The organism is Streptococcus infantis (genome assembly GCF_047465525.1).
Classification (GTDB): Bacteria; Bacillota; Bacilli; order Lactobacillales; family Streptococcaceae; genus Streptococcus; species Streptococcus infantis_R.
This window is the reverse complement of sequence record NZ_JASGZS010000004.1, coordinates 1-22141: the sequence shown is the minus strand read 5'-3', so window position 1 is coordinate 22141 and position 22141 is coordinate 1. Positions and strand designations below refer to the sequence as shown.

Genomic DNA, 22141 nt, shown 5'->3' with positions numbered 1-22141 from the left:
ATGTCTTTTAAAGTGCTACATAGAGGATACCAACATATCCGACTATCATCTTCTTTTTCACTCACCTTGGATATTCAAGACTATCTTCGTTCCTTGGCGAGAGATGAAAAGGGGATTGAGTCTATCCAGTTTTACATGGATCAACAGCACTTTACTCTACGTATAAAAGAAGGCTTTCCTGTATTAGATAATGCAGAAGCCTTTTTAAAAAGAATTGATAAAGGGAAAGTTTCTGAGTTGATGGCTCTTCCCATTCGTAGAGAAGAGAGTGCTTATTCTATTGTTTCAGGTGCAGCGATTAAGCGTGTGCTTTTTCGTAGTTTTGTGCCGTATCCTATTCGCTATATATGGACTTGTTATCAGGCTTTGGGTTATATTAGAGAAGCCTATCAAACACTAGTGCGTAAGGAACTAACGATGGAGGTCTTGGACTGTTCGGCGATTTTATTGTCCTTATTTATGAACCAATCCAAGACAGCTAGCAATATCATGTTTATGCTTGATTTGGGGAATCATTTAGATCAGTGGTCCTTGAAAAAAACTGCAACAGATTTAGAACAAAGCCTTCTTGCAAAAGAGAGCGATGTATTTCTAGTACAGGGGGATACGGTCGTTAGTATCAAGAGTTCCGATGTTCAAATAGGAGATGTCTTGGTCCTATCTCAAGGAAATGAAATTCTGTTTGATGGACAAGTAGTCTCAGGTTTAGGTATGGTCAACGAAAGTTCCTTGACGGGAGAGAGTTTTCCAGTTGAAAAAAGAGAGTCTGATTTGGTTTGTGCAAATACAGTATTAGAAACTGGAGAGTTACGCATTCGTGTAACCGATAATCAGATGAACAGCCGGATTTTACAGCTGATTGAGTTGATGAAGAAATCTGAAGAAAACAAGAAAACGAAACAACGCTATTTCATCAAAATGGCGGACAAGGTCGTCAAATATAATTTCTTGGGGGCTGGGCTGACTTACCTATTGACAGGTTCTTTTTCTAAGGCTATTTCTTTCCTATTGGTCGATTTCTCCTGCGCTTTAAAAATCTCTACTCCTGTAGCTTATTTGACAGCTATCAAGGAGGGGTTGAATCGTGAAATGGTGATTAAGGATGGGGATGTTCTGGAGAAATACCTGGAAGTTGATACTTTCTTGTTTGATAAGACGGGAACAATCACAACTAGTTATCCTATAGTTGAAAAGGTGTTACCTTTTGGGAACTATAGTGAGGAAGATATTCTCAGAATCAGTGCCTGTCTTGAGGAGCACATCTATCATCCTATTGCTAATGCCATCGTCAAGCAAGCTGAGATAGAGGGGATTGAACATGAGGAAATGCATGGGAAACTCCAATATATCGCAAGCAAGGGAATTAAGTCCCATATTGATGGTCAACCAGTTCTTATTGGAAATTATGTCTTGATGCAGGATGAGCAGATTCATATCAGTTCAGAACAAAATGCTTTAATTGAAGAGTACAAGAGTCACTACAATCTCTTATTCTTGGCTTATCAGAATGAATTGATTGGAATGTTCTGCATCCATACTCCTTTGAGAAAAGAAGCAAAAGCAGCCTTGGAGAAACTTAAGGCACAAGGGAAAAAATTGATTCTGGCAACAGGGGACACCTTGGTTAGGACAGAGGAATTAGTCAAAGATTTGCCCTTTGATCAGGTCTATACAGACTTGAAACCTGATGGGAAATTTGAGTTAGTAGAGGAACTGCAGAAAGCAGGTCACACTATTTTGATGGTTGGAGATGGATTGAATGACTCAGCGGCTCTAACCCTATCAGATATCGGTGTGGTGATGAATGAGAGTGCAGATATTTCTAAGCAGATGAGTGATATCTTATTGTTAGATAATCGCTTGGATTTCTTCCAAGAGTTGGATTCGCTATCATCATCTTTGCAAACACTCATCAAGAAAAATATTCAAGATACTGTTGTCGTAAATAGTAGTTTGATTGGCTTTGGCTTGTTTAATTGGCTCAGTCCTTCAAATCTCTCTATCTTACATAATCTAACAACCTTACGCATAGTCCTGCGTAGCCTGTCTATTAATACTCAATGAAAATCAAAAAGCAAACTAGGAAGCTAGCCGCAAGCTGTACTTGAGTACGGTAAGGCGACGCTGACGTAGTTTGAATTTGATTTTCGAAGAGTATAAGGCTAGATAGATGTACTTATCAATAACAAAAAGGAGTTACCTTTCTCGAGGTTAACTCCTTTTTTATAGGTAAATGTTGAACAATTTAGTAAGTCAATACAAAGTATTTTTTCTTCCCACGACGGATAACAGTCAGTTCGTTCTCTAATTTATCGTTATCCCCTAAGACATAGTCAAGGTCTTGGATGCGGTCGCCGTTTACGTAGATGGCACCGTTTTGAACATCTTCACGGGCTTGGCGTTTTGAGTTAACCACGCCAGAAGATACGAGAAGTTCAACGATGTTGTGATTTTCATCTGCTTGTACTTGGTAGTTTGGTACGCCACGAAGTCCTTGTTTGAGTTCTTTGACAGAAAGGTTTTTGATATTTCCAGCAAAGAGTTGCTCAGTGATGTTAAGGGCTTCTTTGTAAGCTTCTTCTCCGTGTACAAGTGTTACGACTTCACGAGCGAGGACTTTTTGAGCCAAGCGTTCGTGTGGAGCTGCTTCAAACTGTTTACGAATCTCTTCAATCTCATCCAGTGACAAGAAGGTAAAGATCTTCAAGAAGCGAACGGCGTCTGCATCCATAACATTCATCCAGAATTGGTACATTTCGTATGGAGAAGTCTTTTCAGGATTGAGCCAGACTGCGTTTCCTTCTGATTTACCAAATTTCTTACCAGTTGCATCTGTAATCAATGGAACAGTGATAACGTGACCAGTTTTGTCAGCCTTACGACGAAGTAATTCGGTACCAGCTGTCATATTTCCCCATTGGTCAGAACCACCAATTTGGAGAGTTACATTGTGTTCTTGGTTGAGAACAAAGAAGTCGTAACCTTGCATGATTTGGTAGGCAAACTCAGTGTAAGAAATCCCTGTTTCGATCCGTTTTTTCACAGACTCCTTGCTCATCATGTAGTTGACAGTGAAGTATTTTCCGATATCACGGAGGAAGTCAATGAAGCTGATGCTGCCAAACCAGTCGTAGTTGTTGACCATGACAGCTTTATTTTCACCATTTTCAAAGTCAAGAAAGCGAGAAAGTTGTCCTTGGATAGACTTGACCCAGCCATCTACTGTGTCTTTTGTTTGGAGACTACGCTCAGCATCTTTGAAGGACGGATCTCCGATGAGACCTGTAGCACCGCCAACGAGCGCATAAGGTTTGTGACCTGCTAACTGCAAGCGACGACTTGTCAAGATTGCGACAAGGTGGCCTAGGTGAAGGCTGTCAGCAGTTGGATCGTAGCCAGTATAATAAGAAACTTGACCTTCTTCTAGGGCTTTACGCAAAGCTTCTTCATCAGTCGTTTGAAAAATCAAACCACGCTCTTTTAGCTCATCAAAAATGTGCATGTGTCTTTTCTCCTTTATAAAATATTGTTTCTACCTATTGTACCACAAACTTGGCAAATAACCTAGTAAAATCGGGAAGAAAGTTGCTGCTTGGACTTTTTTGGAAACGAGTGAAATATGGTATAATAGCACTAGCTTATACTCAATGAAAATCAAAGAGCAAACGAGGAAGCTAGCCGAAGGCTGTACTCGAGTACGGCAAGGCGAGACTGACGTGGTTTGAATTTGATTTTTGAAGAGTATTATTTTCAGAGAAATAGATAAAAACAGTTGAGAAAGGGGCTGAAAGATGTCTCATATTATTGAATTGCCAGAAGTCTTGGCCAACCAGATTGCAGCAGGAGAAGTGATCGAGCGTCCTGCTAGCGTTGTCAAAGAATTAGTTGAAAATGCTATCGATGCTGGCTCAAGCCAGATTATCGTTGAGATTGAAGAAGCTGGTCTTAGGAAAATCCAAATAACAGATAACGGTCACGGGATTGCCCACGACGAAGTAGAGTTGGCCCTCCGTCGTCATGCCACTAGTAAGATAAAGAATCAGGCAGATCTTTTTCGGATTCGCACGCTGGGTTTTCGTGGTGAAGCCCTGCCTTCTATAGCGTCTGTTAGTGTCTTAACTCTGTTGACTGCGGTGGATGGTGCAAGTCATGGAACCAAGCTGGTCGCGCGTGGAGGAGAAGTTGAGGAAGTCATTCCAGCGACCAGTCCTGTGGGAACCAAGGTTTGTGTGGAGGATCTCTTCTTCAACACGCCTGCCCGCCTCAAGTATATGAAGAGTCAGCAGGCAGAGTTGTCTCATATCATCGATATTGTCAATCGTCTGGGCTTGGCCCATCCTGAGATTTCTTTCAGCTTGATTAGTGATGGCAAGGAAATGACACGAACAGCTGGGACTGGTCAATTGCGTCAAGCAATCGCAGGGATTTATGGTTTGGCGAGTGCCAAGAAGATGATTGAAATTGAGAATTCTGACCTAGATTTCGAAATTTCAGGTTTTGTGTCTCTGCCTGAGTTAACTAGAGCCAACCGCAACTATATCAGCCTTTTCATCAATGGGCGTTATATCAAGAATTTCCTGCTCAATCGTGCCATTTTAGATGGATACGGTAGCAAGCTCATGGTGGGGCGTTTTCCACTAGCGGTTATTCACATCCAGATTGATCCATATCTGGCGGACGTCAATGTGCATCCAACCAAGCAAGAGGTGCGAATTTCCAAGGAAAGAGAACTGATGGCGCTGGTTTCAGAAGCTATTGCAAAGAGTCTCAAGGAACAGACCTTGATTCCAGATGCCTTGGAAAATCTGGCCAAATCTACTGTTCGTAATCGTGAAAAGGTGGAGCAAACCATTCTCCCACTTAAAGAAAACAATCTCTACTACGAGCAAACGGAAGCAACAATCTCTATTCCAGCTGAGGTTTCAGACAGTCAAGTAGACTTGACTGAAGAGAAACAGGATTTGAGCCTCTTCGCTAAGGAAACATTGGATCAGTTGACCAAGCCAGCTAAACTGCATTTTGCAGAGAGAAAATCGGTCAGCTACGACCAACTGGATCATCCAGAGTTAGATATGGCTAGTTTGGATAAGGCTTATGATAAGCTGGAGCGAGAAGAGTCTTCGAGTTTCCCAGAGTTGGAATTTTTCGGGCAAATGCACGGAACCTATCTCTTTGCTCAAGGGCGAGATGGGCTTTACATCATAGACCAACACGCAGCCCAGGAGCGGGTTAAGTATGAGGAGTATCGCGAAAGTATTGGCAATGTTGACCAGAGTCAACAGCAGCTCCTAGTGCCCTACATTTTTGAATTTCCAGCAGATGATGCCCTTCGTCTCAAGGAAAGAATGCCTCTTTTAGAGGAAGTGGGAGTCTTTCTAGCAGAATATGGTGAAAATCAATTCATCCTTCGAGAACATCCTATTTGGATGGCAGAGGAGGAAATCGAGTCAGGGATCTACGAGATGTGTGATATGCTCCTTTTGACCAAGGAAGTTTCAATCAAGAAATACCGAGCAGAGCTAGCGATCATGATGTCCTGCAAGCGGTCAATCAAAGCCAATCATCGAATCGATGACCACTCAGCTAGACAGCTTCTCTATCAGCTCTCTAAATGCGACAACCCATACAACTGTCCCCACGGACGCCCTGTTTTGGTCCACTTTACCAAGTCAGATATGGAAAAGATGTTCCGTCGCATTCAGGAAAATCACACTAGCCTACGAGAACTAGGCAAATACTAATACTCTTCGAAAATCTCTTTAAACTGCGTCAGCCTTACCTTGTCTAACTTAAGTTATGCCTACGGTTAGCTTCCTAGTTTACTCTTTGATTTTCATTGAGTATAAATTGAAGGGAAAATTATGTACGAATATCTAAAAGGTATTATTACCAAAATTACTGCTAAATACATCGTTCTAGAAGCAAACGGCATCGGCTACATCCTACACGTAGCCAACCCTTATGCCTACTCAGGACAAGTCAATCAGGAAGCGCAAATCTATGTGCATCAAGTTGTTCGTGAAGATGCTCATCTGCTTTACGGTTTCCGTTCGGAAGACGAGAAAAAACTCTTTCTCAGCTTGATTTCTGTTTCAGGAATTGGCCCTGTATCAGCTCTGGCTATTATTGCGGCGGATGACAATGCAGGCCTTGTCCAAGCTATCGAAAGCAAGAACATCACTTACTTGACCAAGTTTCCGAAGATTGGCAAGAAAACAGCCCAACAGATGGTACTGGACTTAGAAGGTAAGGTGGTTGTGGCAGGTGATGACCTCCCTGCTAAGAATGCAGCTCCATCTAGCAACGACAACCAAGAATTGGAAGAAGCCATGGAAGCCATGTTGGCCTTGGGCTACAAGGCGACCGAGCTTAAGAAGATTAAGAAATTCTTTGAAGGAACGACAGATACAGCTGAGAACTATATCAAGTCTGCTCTCAAGATGTTGGTGAAATAGGAGAAGTCTATGCCAAAACGTTGTGGCTGGGTTAAAATGAACAACCCTCTATATGTAGCCTACCACGATGAAGAGTGGGGTCAGCCCCTTCATGATGACCAGGCTCTTTTTGAGTTGCTCTGTATGGAGACCTATCAGGCAGGTCTGTCTTGGGAAACGGTGCTCAATAAACGCCAAGCCTTTCGTCAAGCTTTTCATGGTTACCAAGTTTATCGTGTTGCAGAGATGAGCGACTCCGAATTGGAAGCTTTGATGGATAATCCAACCATCATCCGCAATCGTGCCAAGATATTTGCGACGCGAGCCAACGCCCAGGCTTTTCTACAAGTCCAGGCAGAATTCGGAACTTTTGATGTTTATATTTGGTCTTTTGTCGGTGGGAAGACGATTGTGAATGATGTACCTGACTACAGCCAGGCGCCTGCCAAAACAGCTCTATCTAAGAAATTATCCAAAGATCTCAAAAAACGAGGCTTTAAGTTTACTGGACCAGTCGCTGTTTTGTCCTTTCTACAGGCTGCAGGGTTGGTTGATGACCATGAGAATGATTGTGAATGGAAAGGAAAATTAAATGATGTCTAACAAAAATAAGGGAATTCTGATTTTTGGGCTCCTATATACAATTCTCTTTGTATTTGATGGCGTTAGATGGTTGGCTTCCCTGATGCCATCTACCATTGCAAATTATCTAGTCTATGTAGTATTAGCACTATACGGCTCTTTCTTGTTCAAGGATCGATTAATCCAACAATGGAATGAGATTAGAAAAACTAAAAGAAAATTCTTCTTTGGCGTCTTAACAGGATGGCTCTTTCTCATTCTGATGACTGTTGCCTTTGGATTTATATCAGAGTTGTTGAGGCAGTTTTTCGGGCTGGTCGGACAAGGTCTAAACCAGTCGAATATTCAAAGCACCTTTCAAGAGCAACCACTACTGATAGCAGTTTTTGCCTGCATCATTGGACCTTTGGTGGAAGAACTCTTTTTCCGTCAGCTCTTATTGCATCACTTGCAGAAAAGTCTGCCAAGTTGGCTAAGCATTCTTCTGGTAGGAATTGTCTTTGCTCTGACTCATATGCATAATGTAAGTTTATCAGAGTGGGTCGGTTCAGTCGGTTATCTAGGTGGTGGCCTGGCCTTTTCAATTATTTATGTGAAAGAAAAGGAGAATATCTACTATCCCTTACTGGTTCATATGTTAAGCAACAGCCTTTCCTTGATCATTTTAGCTATCAGTAGTATGTGATGAAAATGCCAGTAATGATAATGAGAAAAAGCTGAGAAATTCATCTCAGCTTTCTTTGTTATAGTCAAAGCGAATGACTTGCTCCGTTGCGTCTACATACGCGTGGACTCCAAAGGGAACAATTGCTCTTGGTGTAGCATGGCCAACGTTTAGATTATAGACAATCGGGATATTGCTATCAATGGTGTCCATTAAAGCCTCCTTATAGTCGTCATAGAAGGTTTCATCCATAGGTTTTCCGACCAAGAGTCCACTGATAACTTCAAATATCCCAGTGTTCTTTAAAGCCTGCAACATTTTTTTGAAATCATCAGGTTCAGGCTTTTCTTCACTTGTTTCTAGCAATAGAATCTTTCCTTCCCAGTCGGATAAGTCAGGAAAAAGTTTGTATTTTTGGCAGAGGTCTGTGCTATCTGCGTGTAGAGAGTTGTCAAAGATATCGTAGAGGGATTCGAGGCAACCGCCAAGGATTTCTCCCTCAAACTGAGCAGTGCCTTGTAACAACTCAAAACCAGTATTTGCATGGCTGACACGAGGAGTTCCCAGTGCCTTGGGACTGAAGTCAGTTCTTTCCTCATACCAAACGTCACTAGGGCGGATTTCCGAGATTCTTCCCGTTTCAATCAATTCTTTGAAGTAGTGGAGGCTATATGGCAACATTTCTTTGTCTAACTCACAAATGTCTGCTAAAAATGATTGGCCGTAAAAAGTCTTAATTCCTAGTTTATGCAACATGAGATGGTTCATGGTCGTATCCGAGAAGCCAAGAAGAATCTTTTGTTTGATAACTTTTTCTAGTTGGTCATTTTCAAAAAGATAGGGTAATAAACGATAGGTATCGTCTCCACCGATGGCGCATAGGATCATGTCGATGCTATCATCAGAAAAGGCCTGAATCAAATCCTCTGCACGTGCTTCAGGATGTTCTTTGATAAAATCTAAGCCTTTTAGCGAATGGGGTAAAAAGATAGGATTGAGTCCTAGATCCTTGAGACGTTGAATACCCAAGTCCACTTCGTGTTTGACAAAGTCTTCTCCGATAATGCCACTAGACAAACTAACAATACCAATAGTAGAAATCATATCTCATCCTCCTAGAAACAAATTGATGCTATTGTATCACAAAAGAAGAGGGGAAACAACAAGAATTAGAATCAGAAAAAGGCTTTTAGATCACAAAAGTAAGCAAAAAAGCAACCGCTCGATGTGGTTGCATTTTTTATAGTAGTTGCATTCTTATAGAGCAGTAAGGAAGGTCAGTCCGCCAAGGATAACCCCAGCCGAGTTTGGAATGATTAGAATCCAATCTTTTTTAGGCTCTTTTGTCCATCCATAAATGACCCAGATTAAGCAAGAGACTGCTGCTGATAAAGGTTGGAAAGGTTGAGCTTTATTTCCTTGTAAATTGGCAAAAATTTGGGGGATGTAGGCTATAAATACAATAATCCCAATAAAGGCACCAATTGAACCAACAATTTGATTAATTCTCTGTTTAGTCATATATATTTCTCCTTATTATTTTATTAGTATAACAGAAAAACAACTTGGATTCAAGGATAAAACCTCGGGATTCCAAGGGAAGACTTTACATTGAAGTAAATTTAGACAAAATGTCTATTTATGATTTTGACGAATCAATAAATGATTTGGAACTACAAAAAAAGTAGTCTGTCTACAAAACACACTACTTTCATTGTTTATCTTAATATCTAGCTGGTCCTGCACTTGCACTCTTGATATTGAAACGTTTTTTGAGGTAGAAACGTAGGGCAAGAAGTGCTCCACCGATCACCAACAAAACAAGTGGAGGGAGGCTGATGTTGATGGCTTGCGGAATGAAGTTGCTCAAGAAGAGGATGAGAACCCAAGCAAACATGGTTGCTAGCATAACCAAAAGTGATTTCCAGAATGGAGGGCGTTGGCTACGGTCAGTATCTGGTCCGTAGTAGCGGTAGATGAAGTGGTAGAGAAGATAGAAGGCAACTCCACCGAAGGCCCCTACACTGATAAGTGTTACCAATCCGTAAGCCACTGGTTGGTTTGAGAAGAAGCTCATCAAGGCACTAACTACTGCAAATAGTCCTGTAATGAAAAGGGCTGAATCCAACATCATCAATTTTGGATCGTCATTTTCCTTTGGATGTTCTTTTTCGTATTGCTCTTTTTCACTAAAGCTATGAGCCCAGTGAGTTGGTGCTCCGTAGATTGAACGAGCAGTCACACCTTTTGGTTGTTCTTCAAGGATATGAGGAATGACTTCTTCAAGGATGGCCTTGATTTCAGCGTCAGTTTTTCCATCCTTTAGAAATTGCTGGGTTGCAATGTGGATAAATTCTTGGTTTTTCTTGGTTAATTCTTTTAAATCAATCTGTGACATAATAACTCCTGTTTAGAACCATTTTTTATGGATGAGGTAAAGAGTGAGGGAAACACTCATAGCAAAGGCGATGAAGACGATGAGCCAGAAAGCGTGCGGTTCTCCGTTTAAAGGAATTTCATTATCCTTAAAGTTCATTCCGTAGGCTGAGAAAATCATGGTCGGCACAGACATAACGATGGTCACGAGGGCCAAGGTTTTCATGATATTGTTCTGGTTGTTTGAAATGATAGAGGCAAAGGTCTCTGTCATAGAGTGAAGGACGTTTCCATAGATATCCGCCATCTCGATGGCCTGTTGCGTTTCAATCAAGGTGTCTTCAAGTAGATCTTCATCTTCGAGGTATTTCTTGATATTGCTAGTCGCACTGGTCAATTTTTTAATCACGCGCTCATTTGTCTTCAGAGAAGCTTTGAAGTAGACGATGGTCTTTTCCAACTCCATGAGTTCGATCAATTCTTCGTTTCGAGTAGATTTGTGAAGTTGACTCTCAATCTGCTCACTCTTACGTTCGATTGAACGGAGGGCGGTTAGGTAAATCTCCGCATTGCGGTAGAGGATTTGGAAGATAAAGCGCGAACGCATGAAGGTATAGAAATTCCGAAGTCTACGATTGATAAAGACATCAAGAAGTGGGAGAGGCTCCAAACAAGTGGTAATGATAGCTTCTTCTGTGATGATAATCCCCAAGGGAATAGTCACATAGTAGGTCTGGTTATTTCTTTCCTCTGTGATTGGGACGTCTACGATAATCAAGGTGTACTCATCTTCGATGGTGATACGAGACATCTCTTCCGCATCGAGCGGTGCACGGAGGTCTGCGATATCAATATCAAAGGCTGAGGCGATTTCCATCGATTCGCTTTGTGTAGGATTGACGAGATTGATCCAAGTGCCCGGCTGGAGCGTATCAATCTCTTTAAATTCAGTTGTAGTTGAGAGAAAGACTTGCTTCATATCTCTTATCCTTTCCTAATCTAATCCGTGTTTCAGTGATTTTTGACACCGTACTATTATACTACAAAATCGGCTTTTTTCAAATAAAATCTTACAAAAACACCGTTGTTATTGGCTTTTTGCTTTGTCTTGAAACGTTGGTTTTGGAATTTGCTCCCCTTTTTGCTCCCCTTATAGTGCTTTTAGTGCAGTTTCGTAGAATGAGACTGCTTTTTTTGCGTTCTCTTTTGAGAGGTGGCTATAAATGTCCATAGTCATGGATAAAGTAGAATGACCTAAACGGTGCTGAAGTTCTTTGTAAGGAATACCAGAGTTAAGCAATAAACTAGCGTGAGTGTGACGGAATCCGTGAAAGCCAATGTTAGGAACGTCAGCACGCTTAAAATGTGTTTGCAATCTTCTTTTAAGTTTTGAACTGCAAGGATATTCATGAATGAAATCCGAAAATACCACGCTTTCACGTTGTCCTATCTTCCAGGCCTCTTTAGCTTGGCGTAGTTTGTACTGTTTCAGCATGCTAACAGTCGCTTGATCTATATCTATATCCCGATAACTAGCCTTAGATTTTGGGCTATTGATTTCTATATCCCGATTTAGTGTTTTGGTAATATGCACAACGGCATTATCTAAATCTATATCAGACCAGGAAAGGGCTAAAGCTTCATTGATGCGACAACCAGTAGCCAATAGGAACTTATAGAGCGTTGCCTCATAGTAATAACGATATCTATTGCTATCTAAATTATCGAGATAACCAAGAAATTTTTTTAGTTCTTGATTATCAAAGTGCTTTACCTTTTGACGCTTTGCTTTCTGAGTGTTACGAGGTAAAACAACATCACGAGCAGGGTTAGACGCTATCGCTTGCATGGTTACGCCATACTGTAAGATACGTTTGTTTAAAGCGTGTATCATGTCATAGTGTAGAAAAGCCCCTTTTTCCCCTCTATTAGCCTTGTCAGCAAGTTTGTTGATAATTGACTGAATAAGTGGAGTAGTGAGCTTATCGAGCTTATAATCCCCGAAAGTAGGCAATATGTGATTATCGATTAGCTTTCTAACATTGCCTTGAGTGTTTGGCTTAACCGTATTTTTATAACTTTCCCACCACAGAGTGGCTAGTTCTTGATAGCTTGTTATGGTACTAGCTTTTTGTCTAGTACAACCGTCTTTCTGGAAAGCAATTTTTTCTTGAGCAGCTTTCTGCTTAACTTCCTTTTGCGTCCGACCTGTTACCTTGGTTTTTACTTTCTTTCCTGTTACCTGGTCAACTCCTAGATATACATTAGCACGATAGACTTTACAACCGTCTTTTTTTATAACTTCAGTTATTTTCATGATGATAAACCTTTCTAAAATACATCAGCAGGCAAGCTATTATCAAAAAGGTTTTATATCATGCTAGAGCTTCACAGATTGCCCCACATTCGATTTTAAAGAGTCAGACGGTAAATTATATGCTTAATTGTTAAGTGGTAAAAACACTTATTTTACAGTGTTTTTTGAGAGTTTTTTTCTAAAGTTAGTTTACCAGTTAGCTAACAAAACACTTTACATTTCCCACGCGCGTGGTATAATAGAATTAACAAGATAACTTGCGAAGGATTAACGTTGTGTTCCCAAAGGGGAGTAAGTCGATGGACGAGAATTCACATATGCCTGGGGTTATCTTATTTTTTTTGTCTTTTTTTCAAGTTTTCTACGAACGTTTCAGGATTTCGTTCGATTTCCTCAATTATAAAATCGCAGAGGACTGGAGAGTAGCTATATCGATTACCGATTTTATAATGGTAGCAATAGCGTTCATTTGTCTTAACGTCATAAAATGTATTAAAAAGTTGAAAGTCGTTTGTTGTAAACGGCATTTTTTGTTTTTCTTTAGCGACTATTTTTGTTAATAAAATACCTTTAGATTTCAGACGTCTATTTACAATTTTTATAACTTCTCTAGTAGTTAATGGATAGATAGCATTTGGATCTTTAACCTCTCTAAGTACACCTATAGGTGTTTCAGCAGTGTTATCAAATTTAACCAACAAGTCTGCCTCTTGTTTTCGTTTAGTAATATAAAATCGTGTTTCAACAGGAACAGCATAGTCGGAATTACTAGTAGATATTTCACTTTCGATTTTAGCTTGTTCAGAAAGTAAGCGTTCTGCCATTTTGGGGGAATATTTTGCCCTGATTTCTTCTTGATTAAGTTGATCGATGCGGACTGATAAAGTCAAGAAATTTTGTGCAATTTGTTTTGTGATATCCTCATTGTGAAACTCTTGCATTTTTAAAATATAATTAGAAACACATGCTTGAAATAATGGGGCATAGATATGTTCATAATCTTCTGTTATGAAGTGGGTACTAGTATTCCTAAGTTCTATAATTCGAATTAGATTTTTTCGTAATGATCCATGTTTATCTGGAAATACTGTTTCAACTGCATTTTCTAATGATATCGTTCTATCCTTACTATCCTTAAAATATATTGATTCTTCACCATCATTATTAATGATATAAGCCTTTAGCATTAATTCCCAGGCGTTACAGATAAAAAAACTAAACCCCTCAATTCTATACTTAATTGTAGGTTTGTTATATATTTCAAGCCCCATAATAAAAGCCTCGACACTTTTATTAACTAATCTTTTACTTAAATCTTCCATACGTTTCCTTTCTTAAAATGTTTTCTATATTGTGGCGCGTGGTATGCTTTTGATCGCTTTTTAATTTTCTCTATATATGATATGCTTTACCCTTGACCAATGGTAACCTTACTAATCCAGGTAGTCGCGTTCTCCATATGCTGATTTCAAGACTTTCAAGAGTTTTTCGGTCTTTTCTTTGGTTCTGGTTTCTTCGGAGATATATCCGCGAATTTGCTCATCTAAATCATTTCTAGCAAACTCGTTACCGAAAATAAATGAGTAATCATCGATTATTTGTTTGGCTTCGTCATTATCAGAAAAAATCAAATTGGTAAACTGTATGCCTCTTGGCGTGGTATTATTGAGATCGGCAGCCTGCACCATAGCGTATAAAGCTAGAATTTCATTATCACTGATAAAGATAGTGTTATCACGGAAAAATGTAATGAAGTCTTTAAACATCTTTTCCTGGAGCTTCTTGTTAGAGCGTTCCATAGAGTAAGCTAAAATCATCCCCTTTTCAGGTTCTATTACCACTTCATCATCATATATTTCCGAGTCATCAATATACCCCAACAGATACCCAACACTTACCCCGAAAAAGTCAGCTAACATTTGAGCTTTTTCTGGTTTAATTTGGCGTTCACCTTTTTCCCAATATATGTAAGTTCGTTTTGTAACCCCTATTTCATCCGCTAACTCTTGTTGAGTTAGCTTTTTTTCTTGTCTCAATTCTTTTAATCTATTCATTTGTATCAACACCTTTCGAATGTATTATATCACGATTTATTTCAGAGAGTGCAAAAAAAGTGCAATTATTTTTAATAAATCTCTTGGCATTGAACAATTATTGCACTATAATTATTTTCGTCAGCACAAGTTGAATAAAAATTACACCTATCTCCAGCACAACACTTTTCAATCTATTCTGCTGGAGATAGCTTTTAAAGATAATAGAAGGAGGTAAGACATTTGAAAAATAATATGCGTGTTATTTTAGCAAAGAAGCGCTTGAAGGTGGCAGATGTTGCAAGAGAAACAGGGCTATCAAAAAGCACATTGACTGCATTGTATTATGAACGTTCAAAAAATCCGACTTTTGAGACATTGCAGAAAGTAGCTGACTTTTTAGAAGTTACGATTGATGATTTGTTAAAGGTTGGATAAATAGAAAGGCAGGCAAGCAATGAAGAGGAACTACACGAGGGCCATCGATGAAATGCGAACCACTCACGGGCTGAACTTGGTAGCTATTGGCCAACGGATAGGCATAGACCCCCGAACAGTTGGCAAGTGGGCACAGGGCAAGCATAAGCCCAACAAGGAAAGCAGAAAAAGACTAAACAAGTTATACAGAGAGGTTAAGCAAGACATGACAACACAAGTAAGTATTCTTGAAGAGACAACAGACCAAGGGCAACTATTACAGGTTGTCACTACTATTATTTTTCACGGGCAGACGTTAGACATCTACGGAGATTTTGACAACCCACTTTTTAGAGCTGGAGAGATTGCTAGAATGATAGACTACTCAAATAATAGTTTGAGCAAGTTTCTTGAAATGGTAGACCAAGACGAAAAGGACAAGAAGAAAGTTCTTACCCCTGGAGGCGTTCAGCAAGTCTGGTTTTTAACTGAGCAAGGATTATATGAGATTCTATTCCAGTCACGCAAACCAAAAGCAAAAGAGTTTAAGAAATGGGTTAAGCAAGTCTTAAAAGATATTAGAAAACAAGGCTACTACATGGAAGGGGAACTGGTGGAAGAACCACAGACCACTATAAAAGCCCCTGACACATTGGCAGAGGCAGAGCGGTATTATATCGATACACTAGCCAAAGCCATTGCAGAGGCTCAGAATATGGACGACAAGAGCCGTCTGACAAGCAAGCTAACCCGATTCATGCAGGAGGTAGAACCACAATGAACCTAGTCTACATGGACGGCAAGAAAGAGCCGTATACACTGAGCAGTATTGTGGCAGAGTGTGCAGAAATCAAGCACAGACATTTGAAGATTTTGCTGAATAAGCACCGAGAGGACTTTGAAAGCTTCGGAAAGGTGCAATTTAAAATTTCACCTTCAGAGAGTGGGCAAAATGTACGGGACTATATTTTGAATGAGCAACAAGCAACATTACTGATAACTTACTTACGAAATACAGAACCCGTCAAGGAGTTTAAGAAGAACCTAGTCAAAGCATTCTTTGAAATGCGTGAGGAACTTTCTAAGTTTCGTATGCAGAGGGCTCTAGAAAAGCCAAAAAGAAAAACACTGCATGACAGTATTGAGAACTGGGAACAAGCACCCAAGCACGCGCATAGCACCATGAACAACCTGCTACTAAAAGCAGTAACTGACAGGAACGCTAAGCAGTTAAGGGAAGAGCGTGGGGGCTATAATGGCATTGATAGCTTGACCAGTGAGGAACTGGAGCAATACCAGGCATTTGAAGACATGGTCATAGCCATGATTGGCTTGAATATGAGTTATCAGGAAATTAAGTCCCTGGTATTCAGAAATAAAAAACCACGCCAAAGAAGCGCGTGAGAGCAACAAAAAAGGCTTACCGAGACCAATCAGCAAAGCCTTTCACACTAAGACTAAAACGAATTTAACAACGCAGGCAAGCTATTATTAAAGAGGTTTTAGTAAAGATTTATACCTAGATTATAGCATAATACAGCGGTTTCCGCTAGTACATTGAAAATAAAATAAGGTACGCTGGGAAGATTTTAAATTTTTTTCGGTTTAGGGGTTGACATTATACCGTGCATAAGTATATAATAAAAAGCACGGGCAAAAGTAAAGGAGTGATATAATGAGCCCAAGAACAGGAAGACCTATAAAGGGGAATGCTAAGCGTGATAAACGATTAGAGGTTAGACTGACAGCAGACGAATACAACGAAATTCAAGAAGTTGCTGACAGTTTGAATATTTCTAAAGCTGACACGATAGTTAAAGGCATTCAACTTTTAAAGTCACAAAAATAAAAGAAGCCTGCTACGTTCTCAACCGACCAAAGCGATAACGTAACAGACTCAGCCCCCACGAATGAGGTACGTAAATATCTTATCATGCGTACTCTTATTTGTCAAACACAGAAATAGAGTGCGCTTTTTGCGTACCCAAAAAATGAGGTATACAATGGGAAAACAACATCAAGTAGTAAAATTTAAAAATATAGCTGAAAAATTGCCTGAATTAGAGGGTAAGCGCCTAGAAGAAATTACTAAAGTATTAGGTTACCGTAACCTAGAGAGTTGCAGAACCAACCTCTGCAAGCTGAAACAAAACAATCGCCTAGATTTTACACTAGAAAAAGGAGTTTATAGCAAGTTCGCACTCTTAGACGGTACGGTAAAAGAGGAATTGGAAGATAAAGAATTGTCTGAACGTGGGCGCTATTTGAAGAGTGTAGACCGCTACAAGGCTATGTTAAACGCCTTTTCTATCGCCTTTGATAGTACAGTCAAGGCGGAAACCAGACAAAAAGCGGAACACGATGGATTGAAAGCTTTGGACAGAATCCCAGATAAGCACTACGCCCTACTTTATGACATGATGGAGGGTTAGGAATGGAACAATACACAAAAAGATCAAGCGCCTTAATTCTCACGCTTTCAATTTGGCGACTCTGAGCGTGAGGATATCCTGGATAGTAAACGACAATTAAAAGGCCAACGGAGGAAAAACATGATAGCAGATCAATTAGAAGCTATTTCAACAAATTTAGAAGAAATACAAGAAATTCTTGTAGGAGATGGAACTGCATTAGCTAAAAGAGCAATCAGTATGGTAATGAATGACTTGGATGATGTTTATAATGAACTAACTAGCACAGAATACCATGAACAACAGCAAACGCTTAAGGAACAGACGGAAAGGATGAAACAGAGGGTGATTGCTGAGGTAATAGGTGAACAAGAAGGACGAGAAGAGTCTTATTACAGAAATTTTTGGGGGGATACTAAGTTTATAAAGCTACTTTCCAACTTTGATGGTTTTCTTTTCTTAAACACTTACCTAGCTGAAATAACTAAAGAAAATGCCTACCCGATGAATCAAAGCCAGTTAATAAATTACGTTTGGGAAGTCATAGCGGTTGATATCGCAAAGAAAAAACGAGGGAAAAAGAACGTTTTGGATTCATGGACAGACTCATCCTTATATACTCGTGGAATGATGATTGATTAGGAGCAATAAAATGACACTAGACTTAGACAACATGACACAAGCAGAATTTGATAAACGAATGGCTGAGATCAAGGCAAAAAATCCAAACCTATTCCAGTTTATCGCTGATTTTGTAAACAGAAAAGTAAGTACCGAAGAATTGGACGACTTCCTGAAGATGGAACGAAGTGACCAAGTGGACTATATCAAAAACTATCAAGCGAGGGCATAGCATGAATGAATTAGATTTAACCAACATACAGGCGGTTATCTTTATTGTGGTAGCTATTGGTTTACTACTCTATCTAAACCACCTAGACCGCCAAAAAAGCGCCCGAATTGAGCGAGGAAACAAACAGACGATAGAAACACCTAGCGAGGATTTAAACCCTGATTATGGCCGTTATATCCAGCTTGCAGGGGTCAACGTATGGGGAGGAATTGAATGAGTCTGACAGAGAATGACAAGCGAGTATTAAGACTAATCAAAGTGGGGGCTGAAAACTCCATCACAGGGGCAGAAATCAGCTTACTCACTAAGCTAGCAGAAAGAACCGTACAGGACATTATCAGTCGCCTGATCACGCGCTATGGTGTTCCTATCATCGGGGTACGTCACGGAGCTTTCAGAGGCTACTTTATCCCAGCTAACAAAGAGGAGCTACTGGATGGAGCAAAGGCATTCTATAACCAAGTACAGGAGGAGCAGAAGCGTCTAACTGTCCTTTTAAATGCTGATTTAGAGAGCTACAAGCAACTACTGAAGGGAGCTGATGAATATGTTTAGTCTCAGCAAAGAAAGCGAATATGAGCTAACTCATGGCGTTCTGGAGCTTGTGGAGAATTACCTGGAAGCGCGTGATACAGTCAAACCACGATTGACAGGGTTAATCTCAGCCCAGGAAGTCATGGACGAGTTAGACGTAAAATATAAGACACTTCAAAAGTGGGAAGATGCTGGGCTAAGACGATACCAGCCCCCACTAGAAGACACTAGGAAAATCTATTATAAAATATCTGACATCTGGAAGTTTATGGGGGTGGAAAATGGCAAGGTATAGTATTCATCCGGCAGATAATAAAGGACATTATCACAATATTAAATTTTACAAAGAGCGCAGGCCTACCCTAGACCAGCAAAAGGAGCAGCAAAGGCTTAAAAAGCTGAAGAAAAAACGTAGAAAGGGGCGATAATGTGGCAATTTATGAGGCTAAAGGTTTTCAGAGTAATCTTGTCTATCCATTTGATAAGATTGAGCCGTTCCAGTACATTGAACGCTTTAAGCCTTTGGTAGTCCCTGAAGGGGCAAACATTGAAGAATTTAAACGTACACAAGCGCCTTACTGTATCAGTGGGAAAGTGACACCAGAAAAGAATGGCAGTTACAAGCGAAACAACTCCAGTCTAATCTATCGGGATTTGATTTTTCTTGATTATGACGATATACAGGGAACGTCTGAGGACTTCATAGAAGCCGTTTCTAGCGCCTTGTTTGGCTACTCCTACATCTTGTACCATAGCATAGAAAAGCCCCGTTTTCGCCTTGTGGTGAAGCCTGACAACGTGATGAATGAGGCAACCTATAAGCAGGTAGTGAAGGAGATTGCTGACAAGATAGGGTTACCCTTTGACATGGCCAGTCTAACCTGGTCACAACTCCAAGGCCTACCAGTAACCACTGGAGAACCATCAGGATATCAGAAAATTGTCGAGCATGGCCTAGATTATCCAGTCCCCAAGGTTGAACCAAGAGCGAAGCAAGAAACTACTGGAAAAATCACACCCAGAACGAGTGGCCAGAGATCGATGACCATGAGAATCATTGACACGCTTTTTAATGGCTTTGGAGACGAGGGAGGGCGTAACGTGGCAGTGACACGATTTGTAGGCTTACTCTTTAACAAGTGGGTTGATTGTGATCTAGAGACCGCCTACGAGCTGACAAAGATAGCTAATAGCGTGACGGCTAACCCCCTACCAGAGAAGGAACTAGACCGTACATTCAGTAGCATAGCACGGGCAGAATACAGAAAGAGAGGGTAGAACCATAGAAAAGGAGAAATTAAAAAGCCTGGAAAGTGAAATCTTAGAGGCGCGTGAAAGTGAGGATAAGCACTTTAAGACTTTCAAAGGTGTTAGGGGGCAACTTATCAAAGAGTGTCAAGAAATCAAGGACAAGGCTTATCAGCAAACTTATGAAGAAGTTATGACAGACAGCAAACACCTTGAAAATGTAAAGGCAGGCAGGTTGACCGAGGCCCAGCATGAAGAACTAGCCCAGCAGAAAGGCGAGGAAAAGAGCAGTAAGGCCTTACCAACTAATCCGCTGGGAGTTGCTATTATGTTAAAAAAGTACGTCCGATTTATTAGAATTAAGCCAGAGGCACAAGGGCAAAAAGCCCCATTATATTTCTATAATCCTGATTTTGGTATCTGGTTAGAGGATAATGAATTTTTGCAAGATCTTATTTCTGTCATTTATCCAAACGCAACGGAAAAACAGGCATTTGACACACTTTATAAAATAGCTAGACAGAGCCAAATGAGGGAAATCCAAGGCAATTATACTGTAATTGGGAAACAGCTATACAATGCTAAGACAGGCATTTTTGAAGAAACTACACCAGAGATTACAGCAACAAGAAAGATAAAAACAGGTTATAGCCCTGGAGCAGAAGAGCCTATAATTAACGGCTGGAAGCCGACAGCTTGGCTTTTAGAGTTGTTTGACGGTGACAAGGAGCTTTATAACCTTGCTATCCAGATTATAAAAGCAAGCGTCACAGGGCAGTCATTGCAAAAAATCTTTTGGCTTTTCGGTGAAGGTGGAACAGGAAAAGGAACTTTTCAGCAGTTACTTATAAACTTAGTTGGTATGGAAAATGTGGCCAGTTTGAAAATCACTGGTTTAACAAAAAGCCAATTTTCAACCTCTATATTATTAGGGAAGTCGCTTGTAATCGGTGATGATGTCCAAAAGGACGCAGTAATTAGAGACACTTCAGATATGTTTAGCTTAGCAACAGGCGACATAATGACCATAGAGGACAAAGGGAAACGCCCTTACAGCATACGCCTTAATATGACGGTAGTACAATCTTCTAATGGTTTACCAAGAATGAACGGGGATAAATCAGCTATTGATAGGCGATTTAGAATTTTACCTTTTACCAAAGTATTCAAAGATAAACCGAATAAGGCTATCAAAGACGATTACATTAACCGCAAAGAAGTTCTGGAGTACCTGGTTAAGTTGGCCATTGAAACACCAATCGCTGACATTAACCCTACGAAGTCTATTGAAATACTTGAAGAACACCATAAGGACATGAACCCCGTTATTGATTTTGTTTCTAAGTTTTTTACTGATGAATTGACAAGTGAGTTTATCCCTAATAGTTTTGTATATCACGTTTGGAAAGGTTTCCTAGAATACTATGGTATTAAAGAAAATAGGTCAGAAATGGGCTTACATCGAGAAATCAAAAGCAACTTGCCTGAAGGTTTCGCAGTTGGCCAGAAGGTTATCCCTGCAGGGCAACAGATCCATAAAGGTTTTTATCCTAAAGAAGATCTACCGCCGTTTGCGAGTATAGTTTACGCTAATGGTAGGGAGACACCCGAAAAGCAGAAAAAGCCAAAGAATGAACGCGGGTATTACAACCATTGGCCAGAGTACAAAAAGAGAAGAAAAAGAAAATAAGAATTTTATACACTTTATACAGTAGGGCAAAAATTTTATACACTTAAAAACGTTGTCATATCAAGGGTTTTATACACTTTATACGAAAAACACGGAAATAAAAAAATTTCCTTATATTATGTTTCAAAAATGGGGTTCCTATTATCCCTATATATGTTTTTATTTTAATGTATAAAGTGTATAAAGTGTATAAAGTGTATAAAACAATAGCAAAACCCTTGGAATTACAAGCCCACTGAAAAAGTAACTCTCTTACTTTTAATAAAATGAAAACCGAGGAACCACTCATCAATTTGAGCGAATTCCTCGGTTATTTTTTATTTATTAAGGTCATAATTCGTTTCATATTGACCACGAAGATGCTTGTGGCTGCCTGTAACTCCATGTTGAAAAGACCCGATGCCCTTGCGACATCAAAGCCATGTCTCTGTTTTAGTTCGGCATTCTTCGCTTCAATTTTATAGCGATGTCTGGCCATTTCTTTAAAATAAGGTGTTTCCTGAAATTTCTTCTGGAAAAGATGGTCGTTACTCTTAATGGTTATTGAATAAGTTTTAGACTTTGCACCCTCCTTATAACACC

The 22141-nt window shown here is 40.0% G+C and carries 26 protein-coding genes; 17 read left to right on the top strand and 9 right to left on the bottom strand.

Annotation, left to right across the window (positions count from 1 at the left end):
• Entirely contained in the window at positions 1-2064 is a 2064-nt protein-coding gene (locus QM374_RS02005) for a heavy metal translocating P-type ATPase (protein ID WP_414310708.1), read from the top strand.
• A 181-nt stretch (positions 2065-2245) separates the two neighbouring features.
• On the opposite strand, the gene tyrS is transcribed toward QM374_RS02005, so the two are convergent.
• Positions 2246-3502, bottom strand: coding sequence for a tyrosine--tRNA ligase (gene tyrS / locus QM374_RS02000; protein WP_075232332.1), 1257 nt, complete (start codon positions 3500-3502; stop codon positions 2246-2248).
• 289 nt (positions 3503-3791) lie between these two features.
• Between tyrS and mutL the strand changes: the two genes are divergently transcribed.
• From mutL to QM374_RS01980, 4 genes are all read left to right on the top strand, one after another.
• Entirely contained in the window at positions 3792-5741 is a 1950-nt protein-coding gene (gene mutL, locus QM374_RS01995; RefSeq protein WP_414310707.1) for a DNA mismatch repair endonuclease MutL, read from the top strand.
• A 120-nt stretch (positions 5742-5861) separates the two neighbouring features.
• Entirely contained in the window at positions 5862-6455 is a 594-nt protein-coding gene (gene ruvA, locus QM374_RS01990; protein ID WP_414310706.1) for a Holliday junction branch migration protein RuvA, read from the top strand.
• A gap of 9 nt (positions 6456-6464) precedes the next feature.
• Entirely contained in the window at positions 6465-7037 is a 573-nt protein-coding gene (locus QM374_RS01985; RefSeq protein WP_414310705.1) for a DNA-3-methyladenine glycosylase I, read from the top strand.
• Complete coding sequence (locus tag QM374_RS01980; RefSeq protein WP_414310704.1) at positions 7027-7701, top strand: lysostaphin resistance A-like protein; 675 nt, start codon at positions 7027-7029, stop codon at positions 7699-7701. The genes QM374_RS01985 and QM374_RS01980 overlap by 11 nt, the downstream gene beginning before the upstream one ends.
• Positions 7702-7746: 45 nt before the next feature.
• Here QM374_RS01980 and QM374_RS01975 read toward each other — a convergent pair whose 3' ends face one another.
• The 7 genes from QM374_RS01975 to QM374_RS01945 all read right to left on the bottom strand — a co-directional run bounded on the left by QM374_RS01975 (position 7747) and on the right by QM374_RS01945 (position 14427).
• A complete protein-coding gene (locus QM374_RS01975; RefSeq protein WP_414310703.1) occupies positions 7747-8784 on the bottom strand; it encodes a S66 family peptidase in 1038 nt (345 codons plus the stop codon).
• Positions 8785-8937: 153 nt separating this feature from the next.
• Positions 8938-9201 carry a SemiSWEET family transporter gene (locus QM374_RS01970; RefSeq protein WP_004250486.1) on the bottom strand — a complete coding sequence of 88 codons (264 nt, stop codon included), beginning with the start codon at positions 9199-9201 and terminating at the stop codon, positions 8938-8940.
• Positions 9202-9403: 202 nt separating this feature from the next.
• A complete protein-coding gene (locus tag QM374_RS01965; protein ID WP_303943381.1) occupies positions 9404-10078 on the bottom strand; it encodes a DUF1129 domain-containing protein in 675 nt (224 codons plus the stop codon).
• A 12-nt stretch (positions 10079-10090) separates the two neighbouring features.
• Positions 10091-11035, bottom strand: coding sequence for a magnesium transporter CorA family protein (locus QM374_RS01960; RefSeq protein ID WP_223140287.1), 945 nt, complete (start codon positions 11033-11035; stop codon positions 10091-10093).
• Positions 11036-11206: 171 nt separating this feature from the next.
• The gene (locus tag QM374_RS01955; RefSeq protein ID WP_414310702.1) at positions 11207-12373 is read right to left on the bottom strand and encodes a tyrosine-type recombinase/integrase; all 1167 of its coding nucleotides are present in this window, start codon (positions 12371-12373) and stop codon (positions 11207-11209) included.
• A gap of 332 nt (positions 12374-12705) precedes the next feature.
• Positions 12706-13695, bottom strand: a complete 990-nt coding sequence (locus tag QM374_RS01950) for a DUF3644 domain-containing protein (RefSeq protein ID WP_414310701.1) — start codon at positions 13693-13695, stop codon at positions 12706-12708.
• 111 nt (positions 13696-13806) lie between these two features.
• Complete coding sequence (locus tag QM374_RS01945; protein WP_414310700.1) at positions 13807-14427, bottom strand: helix-turn-helix domain-containing protein; 621 nt, start codon at positions 14425-14427, stop codon at positions 13807-13809.
• Between the two features lie 222 nt (positions 14428-14649).
• Between QM374_RS01945 and QM374_RS01940 the strand changes: the two genes are divergently transcribed.
• The 12 genes from QM374_RS01940 to QM374_RS01885 all read left to right on the top strand — a co-directional run bounded on the left by QM374_RS01940 (position 14650) and on the right by QM374_RS01885 (position 21559).
• Positions 14650-14844, top strand: a complete 195-nt coding sequence (locus QM374_RS01940) for a helix-turn-helix domain-containing protein (protein WP_000794674.1) — start codon at positions 14650-14652, stop codon at positions 14842-14844.
• Positions 14845-14863: 19 nt separating this feature from the next.
• On the top strand, positions 14864-15604 hold the full coding sequence (locus QM374_RS01935; RefSeq protein WP_414310699.1) for a BRO family protein: 741 nt from the start codon (positions 14864-14866) through the stop codon (positions 15602-15604).
• The gene (locus tag QM374_RS01930) at positions 15601-16227 is read left to right on the top strand and encodes a Rha family transcriptional regulator (RefSeq protein ID WP_414310698.1); all 627 of its coding nucleotides are present in this window, start codon (positions 15601-15603) and stop codon (positions 16225-16227) included. The genes QM374_RS01935 and QM374_RS01930 overlap by 4 nt, the downstream gene beginning before the upstream one ends.
• Before the next feature lie 271 nt (positions 16228-16498).
• Entirely contained in the window at positions 16499-16672 is a 174-nt protein-coding gene (locus tag QM374_RS01925; RefSeq protein ID WP_000075008.1) for a hypothetical protein, read from the top strand.
• Between the two features lie 154 nt (positions 16673-16826).
• The gene (locus QM374_RS01920; protein ID WP_414310697.1) at positions 16827-17255 is read left to right on the top strand and encodes a hypothetical protein; all 429 of its coding nucleotides are present in this window, start codon (positions 16827-16829) and stop codon (positions 17253-17255) included.
• A gap of 120 nt (positions 17256-17375) precedes the next feature.
• Positions 17376-17876, top strand: coding sequence for a hypothetical protein (locus QM374_RS01915; RefSeq protein WP_414310696.1), 501 nt, complete (start codon positions 17376-17378; stop codon positions 17874-17876).
• 10 nt (positions 17877-17886) lie between these two features.
• The gene (locus QM374_RS01910) at positions 17887-18087 is read left to right on the top strand and encodes a hypothetical protein (protein WP_414310695.1); all 201 of its coding nucleotides are present in this window, start codon (positions 17887-17889) and stop codon (positions 18085-18087) included.
• A 1-nt stretch (position 18088) separates the two neighbouring features.
• Entirely contained in the window at positions 18089-18304 is a 216-nt protein-coding gene (locus QM374_RS01905) for a hypothetical protein (RefSeq protein WP_414310694.1), read from the top strand.
• Positions 18301-18642: a DNA-binding phage protein gene (locus QM374_RS01900; RefSeq protein WP_042902834.1), complete on the top strand. Its 342-nt coding sequence runs from the start codon at positions 18301-18303 to the stop codon at positions 18640-18642. The genes QM374_RS01905 and QM374_RS01900 overlap by 4 nt, the downstream gene beginning before the upstream one ends.
• On the top strand, positions 18635-18916 hold the full coding sequence (locus QM374_RS01895; protein ID WP_049526489.1) for a hypothetical protein: 282 nt from the start codon (positions 18635-18637) through the stop codon (positions 18914-18916). Before QM374_RS01900 ends, QM374_RS01895 begins: the two co-directional genes overlap by 8 nt.
• Before the next feature lie 134 nt (positions 18917-19050).
• Positions 19051-19899, top strand: coding sequence for a primase alpha helix C-terminal domain-containing protein (locus QM374_RS01890; RefSeq protein ID WP_414310693.1), 849 nt, complete (start codon positions 19051-19053; stop codon positions 19897-19899).
• Positions 19900-20062: 163 nt separating this feature from the next.
• A complete protein-coding gene (locus tag QM374_RS01885; RefSeq protein ID WP_414310692.1) occupies positions 20063-21559 on the top strand; it encodes a phage/plasmid primase, P4 family in 1497 nt (498 codons plus the stop codon).
• A 310-nt stretch (positions 21560-21869) separates the two neighbouring features.
• Here the strand turns inward: QM374_RS01885 and QM374_RS01880 are convergent.
• On the bottom strand, positions 21870-22141 hold a 272-nt coding region (locus QM374_RS01880), incomplete at its 5' end, for a transposase (RefSeq protein ID WP_414310691.1).